Source organism: Lentzea sp. NPDC051213 (assembly GCF_044455585.1).
Lineage (GTDB): Bacteria > Actinomycetota > Actinomycetes > Mycobacteriales > Pseudonocardiaceae > Lentzea.
In genome coordinates, this window is record NZ_JBITEX010000013.1 from 86,661 (window position 1) to 102,557 (window position 15,897).

Annotated in this window: 11 protein-coding genes; 4 read left to right on the forward strand and 7 right to left on the reverse strand. The window is 69.2% G+C overall.

Translation table 11 applies throughout. The features are described from left to right. Window positions 1–37: 37 nt before the first annotated feature. Window positions 38–1,888, reverse strand: a complete 1,851-nt coding sequence (locus ACIA8G_RS41570) for a Xaa-Pro dipeptidyl-peptidase (protein ID WP_396424322.1) — start codon at window positions 1,886–1,888, stop codon at window positions 38–40. Window positions 1,889–1,989: 101 nt separating this feature from the next. On the opposite strand from ACIA8G_RS41570, the gene ACIA8G_RS41575 reads away from it, so the two are divergent. The 4 genes from ACIA8G_RS41575 (at window position 1,990) to ACIA8G_RS41590 (ending at window position 9,120) form a co-directional block, all read left to right on the forward strand. Then, on the forward strand, window positions 1,990–2,928 hold the full coding sequence (locus ACIA8G_RS41575) for a maleylacetate reductase (RefSeq protein WP_396424323.1): 939 nt from the start codon (window positions 1,990–1,992) through the stop codon (window positions 2,926–2,928). A gap of 90 nt (window positions 2,929–3,018) precedes the next feature. Then, entirely contained in the window at window positions 3,019–4,317 is a 1,299-nt protein-coding gene (locus ACIA8G_RS41580) for an alpha/beta hydrolase (protein WP_396424324.1), read from the forward strand. Further along, window positions 4,314–6,767 carry a phosphatidylglycerol lysyltransferase domain-containing protein gene (locus ACIA8G_RS41585; protein ID WP_396424325.1) on the forward strand — a complete coding sequence of 818 codons (2,454 nt, stop codon included), beginning with the start codon at window positions 4,314–4,316 and terminating at the stop codon, window positions 6,765–6,767. Before ACIA8G_RS41580 ends, ACIA8G_RS41585 begins: the two co-directional genes overlap by 4 nt. A 178-nt stretch (window positions 6,768–6,945) precedes the next feature. Then, a complete protein-coding gene (locus ACIA8G_RS41590) occupies window positions 6,946–9,120 on the forward strand; it encodes an ATP-binding protein (protein WP_396424326.1) in 2,175 nt (724 codons plus the stop codon). Here ACIA8G_RS41590 and ACIA8G_RS41595 read toward each other — a convergent pair. The 6 genes from ACIA8G_RS41595 to ACIA8G_RS41620 are packed head-to-tail and all read right to left on the reverse strand — an operon-like array spanning window position 9,117 to window position 15,717. After that, a complete protein-coding gene (locus ACIA8G_RS41595) occupies window positions 9,117–9,725 on the reverse strand; it encodes a LysE family translocator (RefSeq protein ID WP_396424327.1) in 609 nt (202 codons plus the stop codon). The genes ACIA8G_RS41590 and ACIA8G_RS41595 overlap by 4 nt on opposite strands. A gap of 19 nt (window positions 9,726–9,744) precedes the next feature. Next, entirely contained in the window at window positions 9,745–10,353 is a 609-nt protein-coding gene (locus ACIA8G_RS41600; protein WP_396424328.1) for a LysE family translocator, read from the reverse strand. A gap of 58 nt (window positions 10,354–10,411) precedes the next feature. Next, on the reverse strand, window positions 10,412–10,849 hold the full coding sequence (locus ACIA8G_RS41605; RefSeq protein ID WP_396424329.1) for a GNAT family N-acetyltransferase: 438 nt from the start codon (window positions 10,847–10,849) through the stop codon (window positions 10,412–10,414). Window positions 10,850–10,890: 41 nt separating this feature from the next. Further along, window positions 10,891–11,409 (reverse strand): DUF4232 domain-containing protein, encoded by a 519-nt coding sequence (locus ACIA8G_RS41610; RefSeq protein WP_396424330.1) that lies wholly within the window; start codon window positions 11,407–11,409, stop codon window positions 10,891–10,893. 54 nt (window positions 11,410–11,463) lie between these two features. Then, complete coding sequence (locus tag ACIA8G_RS41615; RefSeq protein WP_396424331.1) at window positions 11,464–12,591, reverse strand: acyl-CoA dehydrogenase family protein; 1,128 nt, start codon at window positions 12,589–12,591, stop codon at window positions 11,464–11,466. Between the two features lie 51 nt (window positions 12,592–12,642). Beyond that, the gene (locus ACIA8G_RS41620; RefSeq protein ID WP_396424332.1) at window positions 12,643–15,717 is read right to left on the reverse strand and encodes a S8 family serine peptidase; all 3,075 of its coding nucleotides are present in this window, start codon (window positions 15,715–15,717) and stop codon (window positions 12,643–12,645) included. Window positions 15,718–15,897 lie beyond the last annotated feature (180 nt).

Consider the following 15,897-nt stretch of genomic DNA (forward strand, 5'->3'; position numbering starts at 1 on the left):
CGCCGATGCTAGCGAGCAGCACCGACAATGCCGGGCACTAGCCCAGGGTGCCCTTCGTACCAGCGGAAACAGCGGAAGCCGTCACCTCGGCCGCCGACGCCGACGGCACCGAGCCGCGCAGCGGGATCCGCACCGACGTGTCCGCCAGGTCGACGGTCAGCCTGGGCAGCTGGCTCGGCCGGACGATCACGCTGGAGTCGGTGCCGCCGATCAGCAGGCCCAGCCGGTGCCCCGCCGGGATCAGATGGTCCGTTGTGGACAGTCGGAACGTCATGCGGTACTTGGTTCCCGGTGTGATGGTGCGCGGAGTGGTGAGCGACGAGTAGTTCGCCAGGTCCGCCCACCCGCGCGCGATGATCTGCGCGTCGACGTTGCCGGACGTTGCCTCCGTGTTGCGGTAACAGGCGTCATCGCCCGTTCGGCTCTCGCCCCAGCACGATTCGGTGGTCAGGGTCCGGATGCCTTCACCGGTCCGCACCCGTGCCGGCCCGAAGTCGACCAGGTACGCCGTGAGGTGCGCAGTCGACGTCGACGACGAGACGCCCACCGTGATCGACGACGTGCCCGCGACGCGCAGGTCCGAGGTCAGCGGCGCGGTCGAGTAGATCACCCGGCCGGTGTTGGAGCCGGAGAGCCACGACGAAGGCGTCGCACTGCCGTTGTCGGTGAACGCCGAAGTACCGGTGCCAGGTGCCGTGCCGAGGCCCGCAGCAGAAGGACGCAGCACGGTGCTGACGGTCCCGGCCGGCGGCCACGTCTGGTCGTCCGCCCACTGGTCCGGCGCGCGCTCCGAGGACACCTGCGGTTCGTTCTCGATGCCGTTCGGCACGTCCAGCAGCCAGCGGTCGAACCACCGGTGCAGGGTCGAGACCCACTCACCGCGGCGGAAGTCGAACGGGTCGACGTGCGCGGTCTGCGAGAACCACAGCTTCTTCGGCACCGATGCCGGCAGTGCGTCCCAGAACTGGCCGTACTGCAGCGTCTTCACGTTCAGGTCCGCCAGGCCGTGGATCGCGAAGACCGACGCCTTCACGCGCGAGGCATCGCGCACGAAGTCACGTTGCTGCCACATCGCCGTGTAGTCGCCGTTGGCCGGAGAACCGTTGTTCATCTCCGTGCGCACCGCACCACACCGTGAGCGCGCATTGGTGTTCTCGAACCGCGAACCGAGTCCGGTCGGCGAGCTGTAGCTGTTGTAGGCGACGCCGTCCGAGCGGAACCAGTCGTACCAGGAGCTGATGGCCGCGATCGGCACGATGGTGCGCAGGCCGTCGACCCCGGTCGCCGCCACGCCGTTCGCGATCGAGCCGTCCCACGACTTGCCGATCATGCCGACGGCACCGGTGGACCACGACGCGGACTTCACCGCGGACCCGGTCACGGTCGTGTAGCCGGTGCGGCGGCCGTTCAGCCAGTCGATCACGGCCGTGCCGGACGCGATCTCCGCCCGGCCGCCGACGTCGACGCAGCCGCGCGACCGGTTCGTGCCGAGGAAGTCGACCAGCACGACGGCGTAGCCGCGCGGCACGAAGTAGTTGTCGTAGAAGAGCGGGAACTTCACCGGCACGCCGGCGGAGTCGTAGGACTTGACCTCGCTCTCGTTGCCGCGGCCCGCGCTCTGGTAGTACGGGCTGGCGTCCATGATCACGGGCACCCGCCCGGTGGTGGCGGGTCTGATGATGTCCGCGGCCACCCGGTCGCGGACCCCGTCACCGTCGAGGTCGAGACCGGAGTCGACGTAAACGGTTTCGCGGACCGCGTCGGCCAGGGAGTGGATCGGCGCGGACACGCCGCCGGACAGGGAGAACGCAGGTGTCGCCGCTGTGGCAGGGATTGGCGCGAGGGTCAGGGCCCCTACGAACGCCACTACAACACGAACACGCTTCATGAGTTTTCACGCTAAGGAGTGACGATGTCACCCGTCAGAGCCGAAAGGCTTGATCCTCAGCGCTTGCGGCGACTACCCCGTGTGGCGAATATTCGACCTTCGTGAGCTTCACCTTCGAACCCGCGCGTACCCGCATCGTGTTCGGCCGCGGCACCGCTGCCTCCGTGCGCACCGAGGCCGAGCGGCTGGGCGCGACGCGTGTCCTGCTGATCGCCCGGCACGGCGGTGACAAGGTGGCCGCCGAGCTCGACGGGCTGCTCGCGGCGAGGTTCACCGGTGCGGCTATGCACACCCCCGTCGAGGTCACCGAACGAGCGCTCGCGTTGCTGAAAGACCACGGCGCGGACTGCCTGGTGTCGGTCGGCGGCGGGTCGAGCACGGGGCTGTCGAAGGCGCTCTCGGTGCGCGCGGGCGTGCCGCAGATCATCATTCCGACGACCTACGCGGGCTCCGAGGTCACACAGGTGCTCGGCGAGACGGCCGCCGGGCTGAAGAAGACGCGGCGGGACGCGGCGATCCAGCCGGACACGGTGATCTACGACGTGGACCTCACGCTGGACCTGCCGCTCGACATCACGGTGACCAGCTCGTTGAACGCTCTCGCACACGCCGTCACGGCACGCGGCAACGAGAACCCGCTGATCGACGCCATCGCGACCAGGGCGATCGAGGGCGTTTTGCACGGTTTGAGCGGAAACCCGTCCACTGTGGATGCCCGGACGGAGCTGCTGCACTCGGCGTGGCTCGCGGGCACGTGTCTCGCGTCCGTCCCCATGGGACTGCACCACAAGCTCGCGCACGTGCTGGGCGGCACGTTCGGACTGCCGCACGCCGCCACGCACACGGCGCTGCTCTCCCACACAGCGCCCGCTGACCTGGCCGAACGCATCCACGACACGGCCACGCGGTTCGGTGCAGTAACCTCGCTGCGCGAGCTGGGGATGGCGGAGTCCGATTTGTCCCGTGCTGCGGAGATCGCCGGGCACCCGGACGCTCTGCGGATCCTGACGAGCGCGTGGCGGGACGTATCAACCGTCTGAGGGGTTGTCAGACTTAAGGCTGATGTTCAGCAGGCTGAACATAGACCATCCTCTGATGTGGACCTGAAGATTTGCTGATGAACTGAGGGCATGCTCAGTCCACTGGATCTGTCCCTGATAAACGGGCCGATCCCCGTCGCCGCGACCGTCGCCAGTGCGCTCGCGCTGACCTACCTGGCGATCCGGAAGAACCGGACCTGGTGGACCCGTGTCCTTCCGATCCTGGTCGTGTCGTGTGCCGCGGTCGTGGCCGGCCTCACGTACGTGGTCGACCACCTGTGGAAACCGTGGCCGGAGCCGACGCCGCCGATCCTCATGGTGTGGGTGGGCGCGGCGCTGGCAGCCCTGTCCCTCGCGGCCGTGCGGCTGCGTTCGGGCCGCTGGTACGGCCGGGTGTTCGGCGTGCTCCTGGCGCTGGGGGTGGTTGCCTCCGCGGTGACCGCGGGGAACGCGCACTTCGCCCTGTATCCGAACGCACGCGCGGTGCTGGACACCTTCAGGAACGACCGGGTCGATCTCGACGAGGCGGCCAAGCCCCCGTCGAACGTGGTCGAGGTACCCGCGGGCAAGAAGCTCGTCGACGTGTGGAAGAAGCCGGCGGACCTGCCGGAGAAGGGCACGATCTCCGAGGCGGAGATCCCCGGCGCGATGAAGGCGCGGCCGGCGTGGATCTACCTGCCGCCCGCGTACCACGTCACGCCCCGCCCGAAGCTGCCGGTCATGGTGCTGCTCGCGGGACAGCCGGGCACACCGCGCGACTGGTACGACGGCGGCCGGCTCGCCGAGAACCTGGACGCGTTCGCGCGTGAGCACGACGGCCTCGCCCCGATCATCGTGGTGGCGGACCAGCTCGGCACGTCGCTGGCGAATCCGCTCTGCCTCGACTCGAAGCTGGGCCAGTCCGAGACCTACCTGGCGCGCGACGTACCGGCGTGGATCAAGCAGCGGCTGACGGTCGACGAACGCCGCGAATCCTGGACCATCGCGGGCTACTCACACGGCGGCACGTGCTCCTTGCAGCTCGCTGTGCGCGCGCCGGACGTGTACGGGAACTTCATCAACGTCACCGGGCAGCGCGAGCCCACTCTCGGCACGCGCGCGGAGACGGTCAAGGCCGCGTTCGGCGGTGACGAGGCGGCGTTCGTGCAGGTCAACCCGATGGACATCCTCGCGAAGAAACAGTTCCCGAAGACGGCGGGTGTGATCGTCGCTGGCAAGCACGACGGGCAGTACCGCCAGGGCAACCTTGATGTGTTCGAGGCCTGTCGCAAGGCCGGAATGGACGTGCTGTGGACGGAACTGCCGGGGGGACACGACTGGAACGTGTGGCGACCGGGTCTGTACGGCTCGCTGCCGTGGCTCGCGCAGCGAACAGGGCTCAGCAGATGATCGCCCGATTGGTGCGCGCCGCCCCTCTGACCAGCGTCTTCCTCATCGCGTTCTGGACGGTCGGGGCGCTGACCAGAGCGATCAGGAACCCGAACGAGGAGTTGCTCGTCCGCGTCGGGTTCGGCACCGAGAGTCCGCTGTGGACCGTGTTCAGCTCGGCGCTGTGGTCGATGGACCTGGTCGGCTACGTGGCGACCACGGTGCTGCTGGTCATCGTCGGACCGCTGGCGGAACGCGAGCTCGGCGCGCTGCGCACCGCGGCGATCTTCCTGACCACGCACGTGGTCGGCGCGTTCCTCGGCATCGGGGTGGTGCTCCTCGGCCGGGACGTGCACTGGACGTGGCTCGAGTCGCTCGTGGGCGAGGTCGCGGCGGGGCCGTCGATCGGCGGGGTCGGGTTGCTCCTGGCGCTGTCGTTCCGGTTGCCGCCCCTGTGGCGGCGCCGGGTGCGGCTGATGACGATCTTGTCGGTGCTGGTGCTTACGCTGTACTCGGGTTGGCTGGAAGATCTGCTCCGGCTGTCCGGTGGCGTGGCCGGACTGGTGATCGGGGCGTTGTTCCTGAGGCGCGGCGCGGCGAACCAGCTGCGGTCGTTCCAGGAGACGCGGGTGCTGGTGGCGTTGCTGCTCGCGGCGTCGGCGCTCGGGCCGGTGGTGGCGATGATGTCGCCGTACCCCAACGGCCCGCTGTGGTGGTTCGCGGACGTCGTGGCGGTGGTGCAGCCGTCGCAGGAGGACGTGGACGCCGTCTGCGGTTCCGATGCGGTGGAGCTGTGCCGGACGATGCTGGTCCAGCTGTCGTACGGACGGTTCCCGGCACTGGTGATGTCGGTGCTGCCGGCGCTGCTGCTGCTCGTGCTGGCGGAAGGGCTGCGGCGCGGACGGCGGTTCGCGTGGTGGTCGGCGCTTGTGTTCAACGTGGCGTTCGCGGCGTTCATCGGCTGGTACGTGGTCGATGCCGCACGTTTCCCGGACGCCGGTGCACTGGAGCTCGCGGTCTCGTTCGGCGTCCCGATGCTGGTGCCACTCGCGATCACGGTCGTGTTGTTGTTGACGCGCAAGCACTTCGCGGTGCGGCTGCCTCGGCATGCCATCAGGAAGTTCTGGCGGTTCACGACGATCAGCATCGCGCTGCTGTCGGTGCTGTACGTCTTCGGCGGGTACCTGGTGCGTGACCAGTTCTCGCCGGAGCCGGGGTTCGCGGCGCTGCTCGCGGACCTGCCGGCGCGGTTCCTGCCGCCGGGCTACCTGCTCGGCCTGGTGCCGCTGCAGTTCTCCGCCGAGGGGTTCGTCGGCTCGCTGCTGTTCGAGTACACGGGCGTGGTGTTCTGGCTGATCGTGCTGGCGGGTCTGCTGATGGCGTCGTGGCGCGCGTGGCCGTCGTCGTGCGAGAAGGAGGCAGCGCGCGCCCGCGACCTGATGGAGCGGTACGGCGGTTCGTCGCTGTCGTACATGACGACGTGGCGCGGCAACCAGTACTGGTTCACGCCGGACGGCGAGACGGCCATCGCGTACCGGGTGGTGGCGACGATCGCGCTGACCGTCGGCGACCCGATCGGCCCTGCCCGCGTGGAGGCCGTGCGCGGGTTCGCGGAGTTCTGCGCGGTCAACGGCTGGACGCCGTGCCTCTACAGCGTCGGCGCGGAAACGCGGGACGCGGTGGCGGGCCTCGGCTGGTCGGCGGTGCAGGTGGCCGAGGACACCGTGATCGAGCTCGACAAGCTCGCCTTCACCGGCAAGAAGTGGCAGGACGTGCGCACGGCGCTGAACAAGGCCGCGAAGGCCGGCATCAGCGCCGAGTGGTGCACGTACGCCGACGCGCCCTACGCGATCACGGACCAGATCCGGTCGATCTCGTCGGAGTGGGTGGCCGACAAGGGCTTGCCGGAGATGGGCTTCACGCTCGGCGGGTTGCAGGAGCTGACCGGCGACGGCGTGCGGTGCCTGCTGGCGATCGACGCCGACCGCACCGTGCACGGCATCACCAGCTGGCTGCCGGTGTACGCCGACGGCGAGATCGTCGGGTGGACGCTCGACTTCATGCGCCGCCGCGCGAACGGCTTCCGCGGCTCGATGGAGTTCCTGATCGCCTCGGCGGCGCTGGAGCTGAAGGAGGAGGGCGCGCGGTTCCTGAGCCTGTCCGGGGCACCGCTGGCCCGCCTGGACCGCGGCGAGCGGCCGAAGGCGTTGCAGCGGCTGCTGGACTTCACCGGTCAGGTGCTGGAGCCCGTGTACGGGTTCCGCTCGCTGTTCGCGTTCAAGGCGAAGTTCCAGCCGACCTACCGCCCGATGTTCATGGCCTACCCGGACTCGGCCGCGCTGCCGCGGATCGCGAACGCGGTGAGCCGCGCCTATCTCCCGCACCTCAACGCGCGCCAGGGTGTGCGGCTGGCCACCAAGATGATCATCCGATCAAAGGACCGGGTCACCGCGCCGGGTCAACCTCGCTAGTGCCGTGGCCCGGAATTTGCCGGGTCGGTTCGCGGTCAGACGGGTGGATCGTGGTGCCATGAGCCGCCCTGCTGAGCGTGAACTGGCTCGCCGAATTCCGGGCCGCGGCACTAGTCCGAAAGGGTGGAAGGGCGATCCTCGCGGTTGCGGCGCGGCACCACTGAGCGAAGATGCGCCGATGACCGTGCGGGGCAATCTGCCTGCCCAGACCACGACGTTCATCGGCCGGCCCGCGGTGCTCGCCGAGACCGAGGTGCTGCTCGGCAAATCCCGCCTGGTGTCCCTGGTGGGTGCGGGCGGTGTCGGCAAGACGCGCATCGCGGTGGAGACCGGGCGTGCCATGGTGCACGCGGGGGCGTTCCAGCACGGGGTCTGGCTGGTGTCGCTCGCCGATCTCCGGGATCCGGCGGCGCTGGCACGCACGGTCGCGGCCGAGCTGCGGATCGTCGACAACGCACGGGAGTCCGGGCTCGGCAGGTTGATCGAGTCGTTGTACGACAAGCATTTGCTGCTCATCCTGGACAACTGCGAGCACCTGCTGGAGGCGGTGCGGCACCTGGTGCACCACCTGGTGCGCAACTGCGAGGGGCTGACGATCCTCACGACCTCGCGGGAGCAGCTCTGGATCTACGGCGAGCAACTCCTGCGGGTGCCACCGTTGGACGAGGACGAGGCCGTGCAGCTGTTCGCCGAACGTGCGGCAGTGTCCGATGAGGACCTGACTGAAGTCACGGCGCTGTGCCGGGCGTTGGGCGGGGTGCCGCTGGCGATCGAGCTGGCCGCGGCACGGCTGGCGGAGGCGTCGCTGACCGAAATCCTGCAGGAACTGGACGACGTCACGCTGGAGCAGGTGTTCGAGTGGGCGGCCCGCCACTGCACGGGCGAGGAGCGGCGGCTGTGGGCGGTGCTGTCGGTGTTCCCGGCGGACTTCGACCAGGCGGCCGCCGAGGCGGTGGCCGAAGCGGTGGCCGAAGCGGACGTGCTGGAACCGTTGGCGGCGTTGGTGCGCAAGTCGATCGTGGCGACCACGACCAGTCCGGTCACACAGCAGACGCGCTATCGGTTGCCGGGCTCCGTGTCGCGGTTCGGGGCGGGCATGCTCGCCGACGCGGAGGAGCCGTTACGACGGCACGTGTTGCACTACGGCTCTTTTACCGGCGAGGCGACGTTGTCGTGGCTCACGCGGAACGACGCGTCGTGGATGGAGCGGTTGCGCGAGGAGTGGCCGAACGTCCGGGCGGCGATCGGGTACGCGCTGCAGAAACCGGACCTGGCCGAGGTCGGCGCGGTCATGGCGATGAACGTGGACCGGACCCGGTTCCCGGCGTTCGCGGGCATGCTCGGGCAGATGCAGGACGTCCTGACAGCGGCGCGGCAGGTGATCACTGAGGGGCCGTTGCGGACCTCGTTGCTGGCGCACAGCGCGTGGGTCGCGCAGACACAGGGCGACACGTCGGCGGCCATCCCGCTGATGCACGAGACACGGGCGTTGCCGCGGCAGCCGGAGACCGATGTCGACGTGGTGTGGGTCGAGGCGACGCATCTCTTCTTCGTGGAGGGCTCACCGGACTGCGTGCCGTTGTACCAGTACCTCATCGACCGGAGCCGGCAGCACGGGACGCCGGGCGACACCTACATCGCCGAGCTGTTCCACACGATGTCGTCGTGTTTCCTGCTGGACGCCGAGGCCGCGGACAAGGCCACGACCAGGCTGGCCCAGGACAACGGTGCGGACCGGTCGTACGCGTGGGGACTGTGGCACCGGGGCCTCTACGAGCTGCTGCACGGTGACCCGGCGCAGGTGCACCCGCTGGCCGTGGAGGCGCTGCGCGTTCAACTGGTGGTCGGTGACACGTGGGGACCCGCGTACAGCCTGTGGCTGCTCGCCTGCGCGTGCGCCGAACTGGGGGCGTACGACCGTGCGGCACGGCTGCTCGGGGCGTTGCGGTCGCGGGAGCGGGCCGTGCGGATCTCGTTCGCCGGGATGAGCCCGTTCCACAAGGTGCTCGACCGCACCGACCGCACGGTGCGGCGCGCGCTCGGCGACGACTACCCGGTCATCACGACGCTGGGCGCCGACCTGCGGCCCGAGCAGGCGCTGGAGTTCGCGCTGGAGCCGGTGCCGGAGTCCGAACGACGACCGCCCAAGCCGACCCTGCCCGGCGGGCTGACCAGGCAGGAGTTCACGATCGCCGGGCTGGTCGCGGAGGGGCTCACGTCGAGGCAGATCGGGGCCAGGCTGTTCATCTCGCCGCGGACGGCCGACCGGCACGTGGTCAACATCCGGGCGAAGCTCGGGCTGCCGAACAGGGTGTCGCTCGCCTCGTGGCACCGGTCGGCGACCGGAGGCTAGCGGGCCTCGAACGCCAGCTTCAGCCCGAGCGCGACGAACACCGAGGCCGTCAGGCGGTCCAGCAGAACCCGTTGGCGCAGCACGAAAGCACGCGCCCGACCGGCCACCACGATCAGGATCGGCAACCAGACGAACCCGATACCGAGGTGGATGGCCACGAGCAGCGCGCCCCACGCCGGCTCACCGGCGGGCATGAACTGCGGCAGCAGCGACAGGTAGAACACGCCGACCTTGGGGTTGAGCAGGTTCGTCAGCAGGCCCACCCGCATCGACGCACCGGCGTTCGGCACCGGCCGGGAGTCCTCGAGGGCCACGGCCTTGCGCGAGTTCCACAACGCCTTGGCGCCCAGATAGACCAGGTACGCCGCGCCCAGCCAGCGAACGATGTTGTACGCCAGTTCGGACGCCTGCAGCAACGCCGTCAGGCCGGCGAGGCTCGCCACCGCCCAGACCAGACACCCCAGGGTGATGCCGAGAACGACGCCCGCCGCCGCGCGCTTCCCGCTCAGCAACGCCGTGCGCAGCACCATCACGGTGTCCAGGCCCGGGGTGAGGACGGTCAGCAACGCGACCAGCGAGAAACTCAGGAGCGCGGTGGTCGTCACGCGGACATGAGATCACACGTCAGCGGGCGTCCGCCGCCGTTTTGAGACCGAAGGCGATCAGCGCGGACGCGGACAACCGGTCCAGCACAACCCGTTGGCGCAGCAGGAAAGCACGCGCCCGACCGGCCGCCGTGATGAGGATCGGGAACCACAGCAGGCCGATGCCGAGGTGGATCGCCACCAGCACCGCGCCCCACGCCGGCTGCCCGACGGGCAGGAACTGCGGCAGCAGCGAGATGTAGAACACACCGGGCTTCGGGTTGAGCAGATTCGTCAACAGTCCTACCCGGACTGCCGCGCGCACCGACGGCACCGGCGCGGGTTCATCGACCTCGACAGGCCTGCGAGAGTTCCACAGCGCCTTGACGCCCAGATAGATCAGGTACGCCGCGCCCAGCCAGCGAACGATGTCGTAGGCCAGTTCGGACGCCTGCAGCAACGCCGTCAGCCCGACCAGGCCCGCCGTCGCCCACACCAGGCATCCAAGGGTGCTGCCCACCACGACACCCATGGCGGCACGGCGCCCCACCAGCAGCGCCGTCCGCAGCACCAGCAGGGTCTCCAGTCCCGGCGTGATGACGGTGAGCAGCGCGACGAACGTGAAGCTCAGGAGAGCAGCAGTCGACATGACGTCATCAGAACACGGAAGGACCGCACCGCCACAGGAATTAACACACCCGACACGATCACCGCCGCACCGGCTTGGTGTAGCGGTGCGCCGGGACGGGGATGGGACCGTCCGGGTGGGGTGCTCGATGATCGAACAGGCCCTCGTCGGTCCAGCCCTGCCGCTCGTAGAACCGGCGCGCCCGCACGTTGCCCGCCACGACCGCGAGCCACGCCCCGGCGAACCCGTTCGCCGCCACCTCCTGCTCGGCGGCGGCCAGAAGTGCCTGCGCGACACCGGATCCGCGATGATCAGCGGAGACGTAGACCTGTTCGACCTCGTCCCCGATGACCATCACGAACCCGGCGACCTCGCCGTGCACGGTCGCGACCGTGGTGTGCTGGACGTGCTCCACCGCGCGCGGCTCGAACGTCTCCTCCGGCCGTGCGTCGATGAGCTGCTGCGGCACGTTGCCGAGGTGCGCGTCGCACCAGCCGGGATACCAGATCCTGGCCACCGCCGGAGCGTCCTCGGGCGTCGCGCGCCGCAGCTCGACCACTAGCGGTGCCAGGCCTTGACGCCCAACCGGCCGGTCGTGCCCAGGTCGATGTACAGCGTGGTCGACCCCGGCCGCGGCGCCAGGTCGTACCAGGTGCCACCCGGTGCGGCCGCCATGTCGGCGTAGCGGGCGAGCTGTGGCTCCACCTCGCCGGTGTTCCTGTTCTTCCACATGAACGCGCTCTTCGCGGTCTCCCCCGGCAGCACCGTGATCGGCTGCGGCGGGTCGTCGAAGCCCTCGACGGACGAGATGCCGCCGGAACCCTCGAGGATGTCGACGGTCAACGGCCGCCGGTCCTCGTCCAGTAACTGCACCTGCGGATATCCGTTGAGCTGCAAGGATTCCGGACCACAGTTGAGCACCTGCACCTGCACGACCCGCAAGCCCATCGCGGCGTCACCGTCGCCCATGCTGAACCGAAGTCCGTTGTCGCACACCGGTTCGGCGGACGCCGTAGCACCCCCGGACAAGCCGGCGAGCACAGCCAGCAACACGAGAATTCTTCCCCCAGCTCTCATGCAGCTGATCGTGCCACAGGAAAGCGAGGCATGTTGTGAAGGATTTGCGAAGGTTCAGATCAACGGGGTGATGTTGGGTTCCACGCCCAGCAACGCCCGGCCGAAGACCTCCATGCTCATCGCCGGGCTGATCATGGCGTGCCGCAGCGCTGTCTGCATGTCCCGCAGGTACACGTTGAGCGGACTGGACTCCGAGACGGCCGACGCCCCGTGTGCGGCGACCAGCCCGTCCAGCGCTTCGCCGCACTGCCGCACGGCGTGCGCGGCGTGCAGGCGGACTCGGGCTCGGGTGAGGTAGTCCAACGAAGAAGCCCCGTCGGCGGTGTCGGCGCACGACCTGGCGAGCAGACCGGCGACGTCGATCTTGGCCGCGGCTTCGGCCAGGGCTACCTGGAAGACCGGGGAGTCGCTCTGGCGCTGGTAGCTGGTGAACGAGACTGGGCGCTTGTCCGCCTGTGCCACCACGTGTTCCAGGGCGGCCTGGGCGGTCCCCAGGTAGGGGCTGATCATGTAGCTGAGCACGGTCGGCAGCAACGGGGTGCGGTGGCGCGGGGCGGTGCCCGCCACGGTGCCGGAGATGGCGTCGGCCAGGCGCAGGACGCGTTCGTCGGGCACGAAGACGTCCTCGCCGACCATGAGGTTGCTGCCGGTGGCGCGCATGCCGGTGGTGAACCAGGTGTCCTTGATCCGCAGCTCGCTCAACGGCACGGCGGCCACAGCCGAGTCCGCCTCGGCCAGCGGGAACCCGACCAGGGCCCACGTCGCGTGCAGGCAGCCGGAGGCCGGGAACCACTCGCCGTTCAGGCGCCAGCCGCCGTCGACGCGTTGCGCCGTCGAGCGTGGCGTCAGCACGGTGCAGACGTGGGTGTCCGGGCCGTCGGCGTAGATCTCGCGCTGGACGTCCTCGGAGAACCGGCCGGTGAGCAGGTCGCCCTGGTTGAGGATCATCACCACCCAGGCGGCCGACGGATCGCCCTTGGCCAGCTCGGCGGTCGCGGCCACGGCGGTGTGCAGGTCCAGTTCGAGACCGCCCAGCGCACGCGACACGAACATGCGGAACACGCCCGCGTCCCGCATCGCGGCCATCGCCTCGTCGGTCAGCCGGCGATCCCGGTCGCCGGCCGCCTGATTCCGCTCCAAGACCGGCCTCACCTTGGCCGCTGCCTCGACGAACTCGCGCATGGACGCCCCCTTGCCAGCCGAGGCTAACAAGGGAGCGCTCCCTGCGACGGGCTACCTGATGCTGTAGGCCCGAAGAACGGAACTGCTGTGCGTGTCACCGGCCGTGTCCGTCGCAGTGGTGCGCAGTGACACGTAGCCGCTGCGCGGGTTCTGCACGAGCGCGTACCAGTTGCTGCCCTTGCCCGCGGACAGCGCGCGCTTCCAGGACACGCCGTCGTCGGTGGAGTACTCGACGGTCACGGTGCGGACCGTCGCCGTGGTCGAGGACGATCGCGGCTGCCTCAGCACTTCGATGGACAACGGGAAGATGCCCGGCCTGGCCTTGCCCAGGCCGTCGAACGCGCCGTTCGTGCGCAGGAACATCAACGGCAGCAGGTCGTACTCGCTCTTCGACGACTTGAACGTCCAGGACGCCTCTGTCGTCGACGAGTGGTCGGAGAACGGCACTCCATCAGCACGAGTGGCCTTCGCGGTCAGCTTGTACCGCGCTTCCTCGTCCGGCAGGCCTGCCCACGAACCGAGACCCGGTGCGCCGCTGCTCACCGGCTCGCTACCGGCCAGCTCCAGCGTCGTGTCACCCGTGGAGGTGAACGGCGCGAAGCCGGGGAAGTTGCCCTGAGAACCAGCCGCCGGCGAGAACATGCCGATGAACGCGCCGAACTGGTCGCCGAAGCGGTAGACCTGGGTGGAGAAGTTCGGCGCCAGCGCGAGAGACGGGCCCACGATCGGCGCGTTCCAGTGCTCCGACCCGGCTTTGCCCACCACCGGAGTGCCCATGACGTCGAAGATGTGGCCGTACGGCGCCGTCATCGGCTGGCCGACCGGCCGCTGGAACGACATCGCCGTCGACCACGACGCTTCCACGCTCAGGTAGTCGGTCCTGCGCTGCGGCATGGTGACGGTCTCGTAAGGCCCGAAGGAGAAGAACATGCCGGGGAAGTAGGTCGGTGCCCGGCCCAGCTCGGCGTCGGCCGGCTTCCCCTGCGCCGAGAACCTCACGTCGCGGCGGGCCAGCGAGGAGGCGCGGGTCGTGAACACGGGGTTCTGCGGGAGGACGTTCTCCTCGCCCAGCCCCGTCACGAAATAGCGATCACCACCCGATCCGAGCACCGCCGACACACCCAACCGCACAGCGGTCCCGTTCTCGGCCTTCGTCGGCACGACGTACGACTCGTGCTTGCCGTAGGTCAGCGATCCGCCGGCGGCACCGCGCTCGCCGAACGTCGTCAGCGTGTCGACGTTGAGGATGCGGTTCTCGGTCCTGCGATCGGTCACCCGGTAGCCGACCCGCTTGCCCTGCCTGGCATCGAGCACGATCTGGGTGTCACGATCGAGGGTGACCTTGGTGAGGATCTGTTCCGTCGTGCTCGCCTGGTTCCCGGCATCGGCAGGCGTGCCGGTCGAGCCGCCGATCGTGACGTCCCCCTTGGGCACCCGGACCTTCGCGACACCGTCGACGACCTCCGGCTGGAAGGCCCACTGGCCGTCCATGGTGTGGTGCAGTATGTAAACGTCCTGGCCGACGTCGTTGCTCGCCGCGTTCCCGTTGCGATCGATCAGCTTCACCTCGACGTCGAACGACTCGGGTTCGGCGGACGCACCGACCGCGGTCTGCAGCCGGACGGTGCCGGCGGTGGCGATCACCCGTGCCCCTGCCGGGCCTGACGGCAGCCTGCCTGGGTTGACCGTGACATCGGCCGTCGCCTTGCCTCCTGCGGGAACCACGACCGAGGTCGCGCCGAGGCTGTACGCGCCGCTCTCGTCGGACAGCGCGAGGTTCAGCGTGACGTCCGCAGCGCCTTTGTTCCGGTAGGTCACCGACTTGGTCACCGGCTCGCTCGGCCGCGGCCAGGGAACCAGGCCGAAGCTCACGCTGCCGTCGGCGAACACGTTCTGCGCCACGGCACGCGCCGCGTCGACCCGGCCCGCACCCGCCGCGAACACCGGCAGGTTGCCGGTGCTGGACGACATCAGCGCGCCCTTGAGCTCGGCGGCGGTCCAGTCCGGGTGCGCCTGTGCGAGCAGTGCCGCGACGCCGGCCACGTGCGGCGAGGACATCGACGTTCCGCTTGCCGCGACGTGGGATTCACCGACGGGCCTGCCCATGCTGGTTCCCGCCGCGCGCGCCGCGACGATCTGTTCGCCGGGCGCGGTGATGTCGGGCTTCACCGCGTGGTCACCGGAACGCGGTCCCTCACTGGAGAAGTCGCTCACGCTGTCCGTGCGGCTCACGCTGCCGACCGACACCGCCGCGTCAGCGGTCGACGGCGACGCCACGGTGTGCGGGGCGGCGGAGTTGCCCGCGGAGACGACGAAAAGCGTGCCGGTGGACGCGGTCAGCCGGTTCACGGCCTGGGCGAGCAGATCGTCGTTCGTGCCACCGTCGCTGCCGAGGCTCATGTTGACGACCTCGGCCTTGCCCGCGATCCACTCCATGCCTGCGAGGATGTCGGCTTCCTCGCACCCCGTGTCGACGCACACCTTTCCGGAGATCACGCTCGCTTTCGGCGCCACACCACCATAGGCGGCACTGGCGCCGGCGATGATCGACGCGACGTGCGTGCCGTGGCCGACGCCGTCGGTCAGCCCGGAACCGGTGAAGTCCCGGACCTCGGTCACCACGTCCTTGAGATCCGGATGATCCTTGTCCACGCCCGTGTCGAGCAGACCGACCGTGACGCCCTTGCCGTCGAACCCGGCCTCACGCGCTTTCGGCACCCCGATCTGGGCGTTCGACTCGGCGTCGTGCACCTTCGCCTTACCGCTCAACCAGATCTTGCTCGTGGACCGCTGCGCCGTCACCGACCTCCAGAAGGTGTCGTCCTTGGCGGCCGCCACCGCGAAGCCGTTCACGCTCGTCAGCTGCCGGGTGACCGGGGCGCTCGCCGCGAGGGCCCCGGTCACGATCAACGGCAAGGTGCTTCGCTTGAAGTCGTCGTATCCCCACTCGACGAGCTGGGTGACGTCGAAGAGCCGATCGTCGAGCCGGCCCTGGTTGATCAGCACCGAGGCGTCCGACGGGACGACGTGGACGTGTCCGGCCACCGCTCGGGTCGAGAAGCTGATGTGCTCTCTTCCGCTGGCGGGCTTGATGAACGTGGAGGTCCTGCCGTCCTGCTTCGTCATGGTGACCTTGTCACCGGTGATGAGTGTGACGACCGACTCGGCAGATTTCGGCAGGGGTGTCAAACGGATCTGACCCGAGGCGTGACTCTGTCCGGGAATCATGAACGGCAGTACCAGGATCAGCACCGGTATCGATACGCGACGCTTGGGACTCACAGGGCGTTCCCCAATCGCAGTAGG

Coding starts and splice junctions, on each gene's coding strand:
- ACIA8G_RS41610 (WP_396424330.1), bottom strand. CDS start 11,409: ATGAGAGCTGGGGGAAGAATTCTCGTGTTGCTGGCTGTGCTCGCCGGC.
- ACIA8G_RS41570 (WP_396424322.1), bottom strand. CDS start 1,888: ATGAAGCGTGTTCGTGTTGTAGTGGCGTTCGTAGGGGCCCTGACCCTC.
- ACIA8G_RS41580 (WP_396424324.1), top strand. CDS start 3,019: ATGCTCAGTCCACTGGATCTGTCCCTGATAAACGGGCCGATCCCCGTC.
- ACIA8G_RS41600 (WP_396424328.1), bottom strand. CDS start 10,353: ATGTCGACTGCTGCTCTCCTGAGCTTCACGTTCGTCGCGCTGCTCACC.
- ACIA8G_RS41590 (WP_396424326.1), top strand. CDS start 6,946: ATGACCGTGCGGGGCAATCTGCCTGCCCAGACCACGACGTTCATCGGC.
- ACIA8G_RS41585 (WP_396424325.1), top strand. CDS start 4,314: ATGATCGCCCGATTGGTGCGCGCCGCCCCTCTGACCAGCGTCTTCCTC.
- ACIA8G_RS41620 (WP_396424332.1), bottom strand. CDS start 15,717: ATGACGAAGCAGGACGGCAGGACCTCCACGTTCATCAAGCCCGCCAGC.
- ACIA8G_RS41615 (WP_396424331.1), bottom strand. CDS start 12,591: ATGCGCGAGTTCGTCGAGGCAGCGGCCAAGGTGAGGCCGGTCTTGGAG.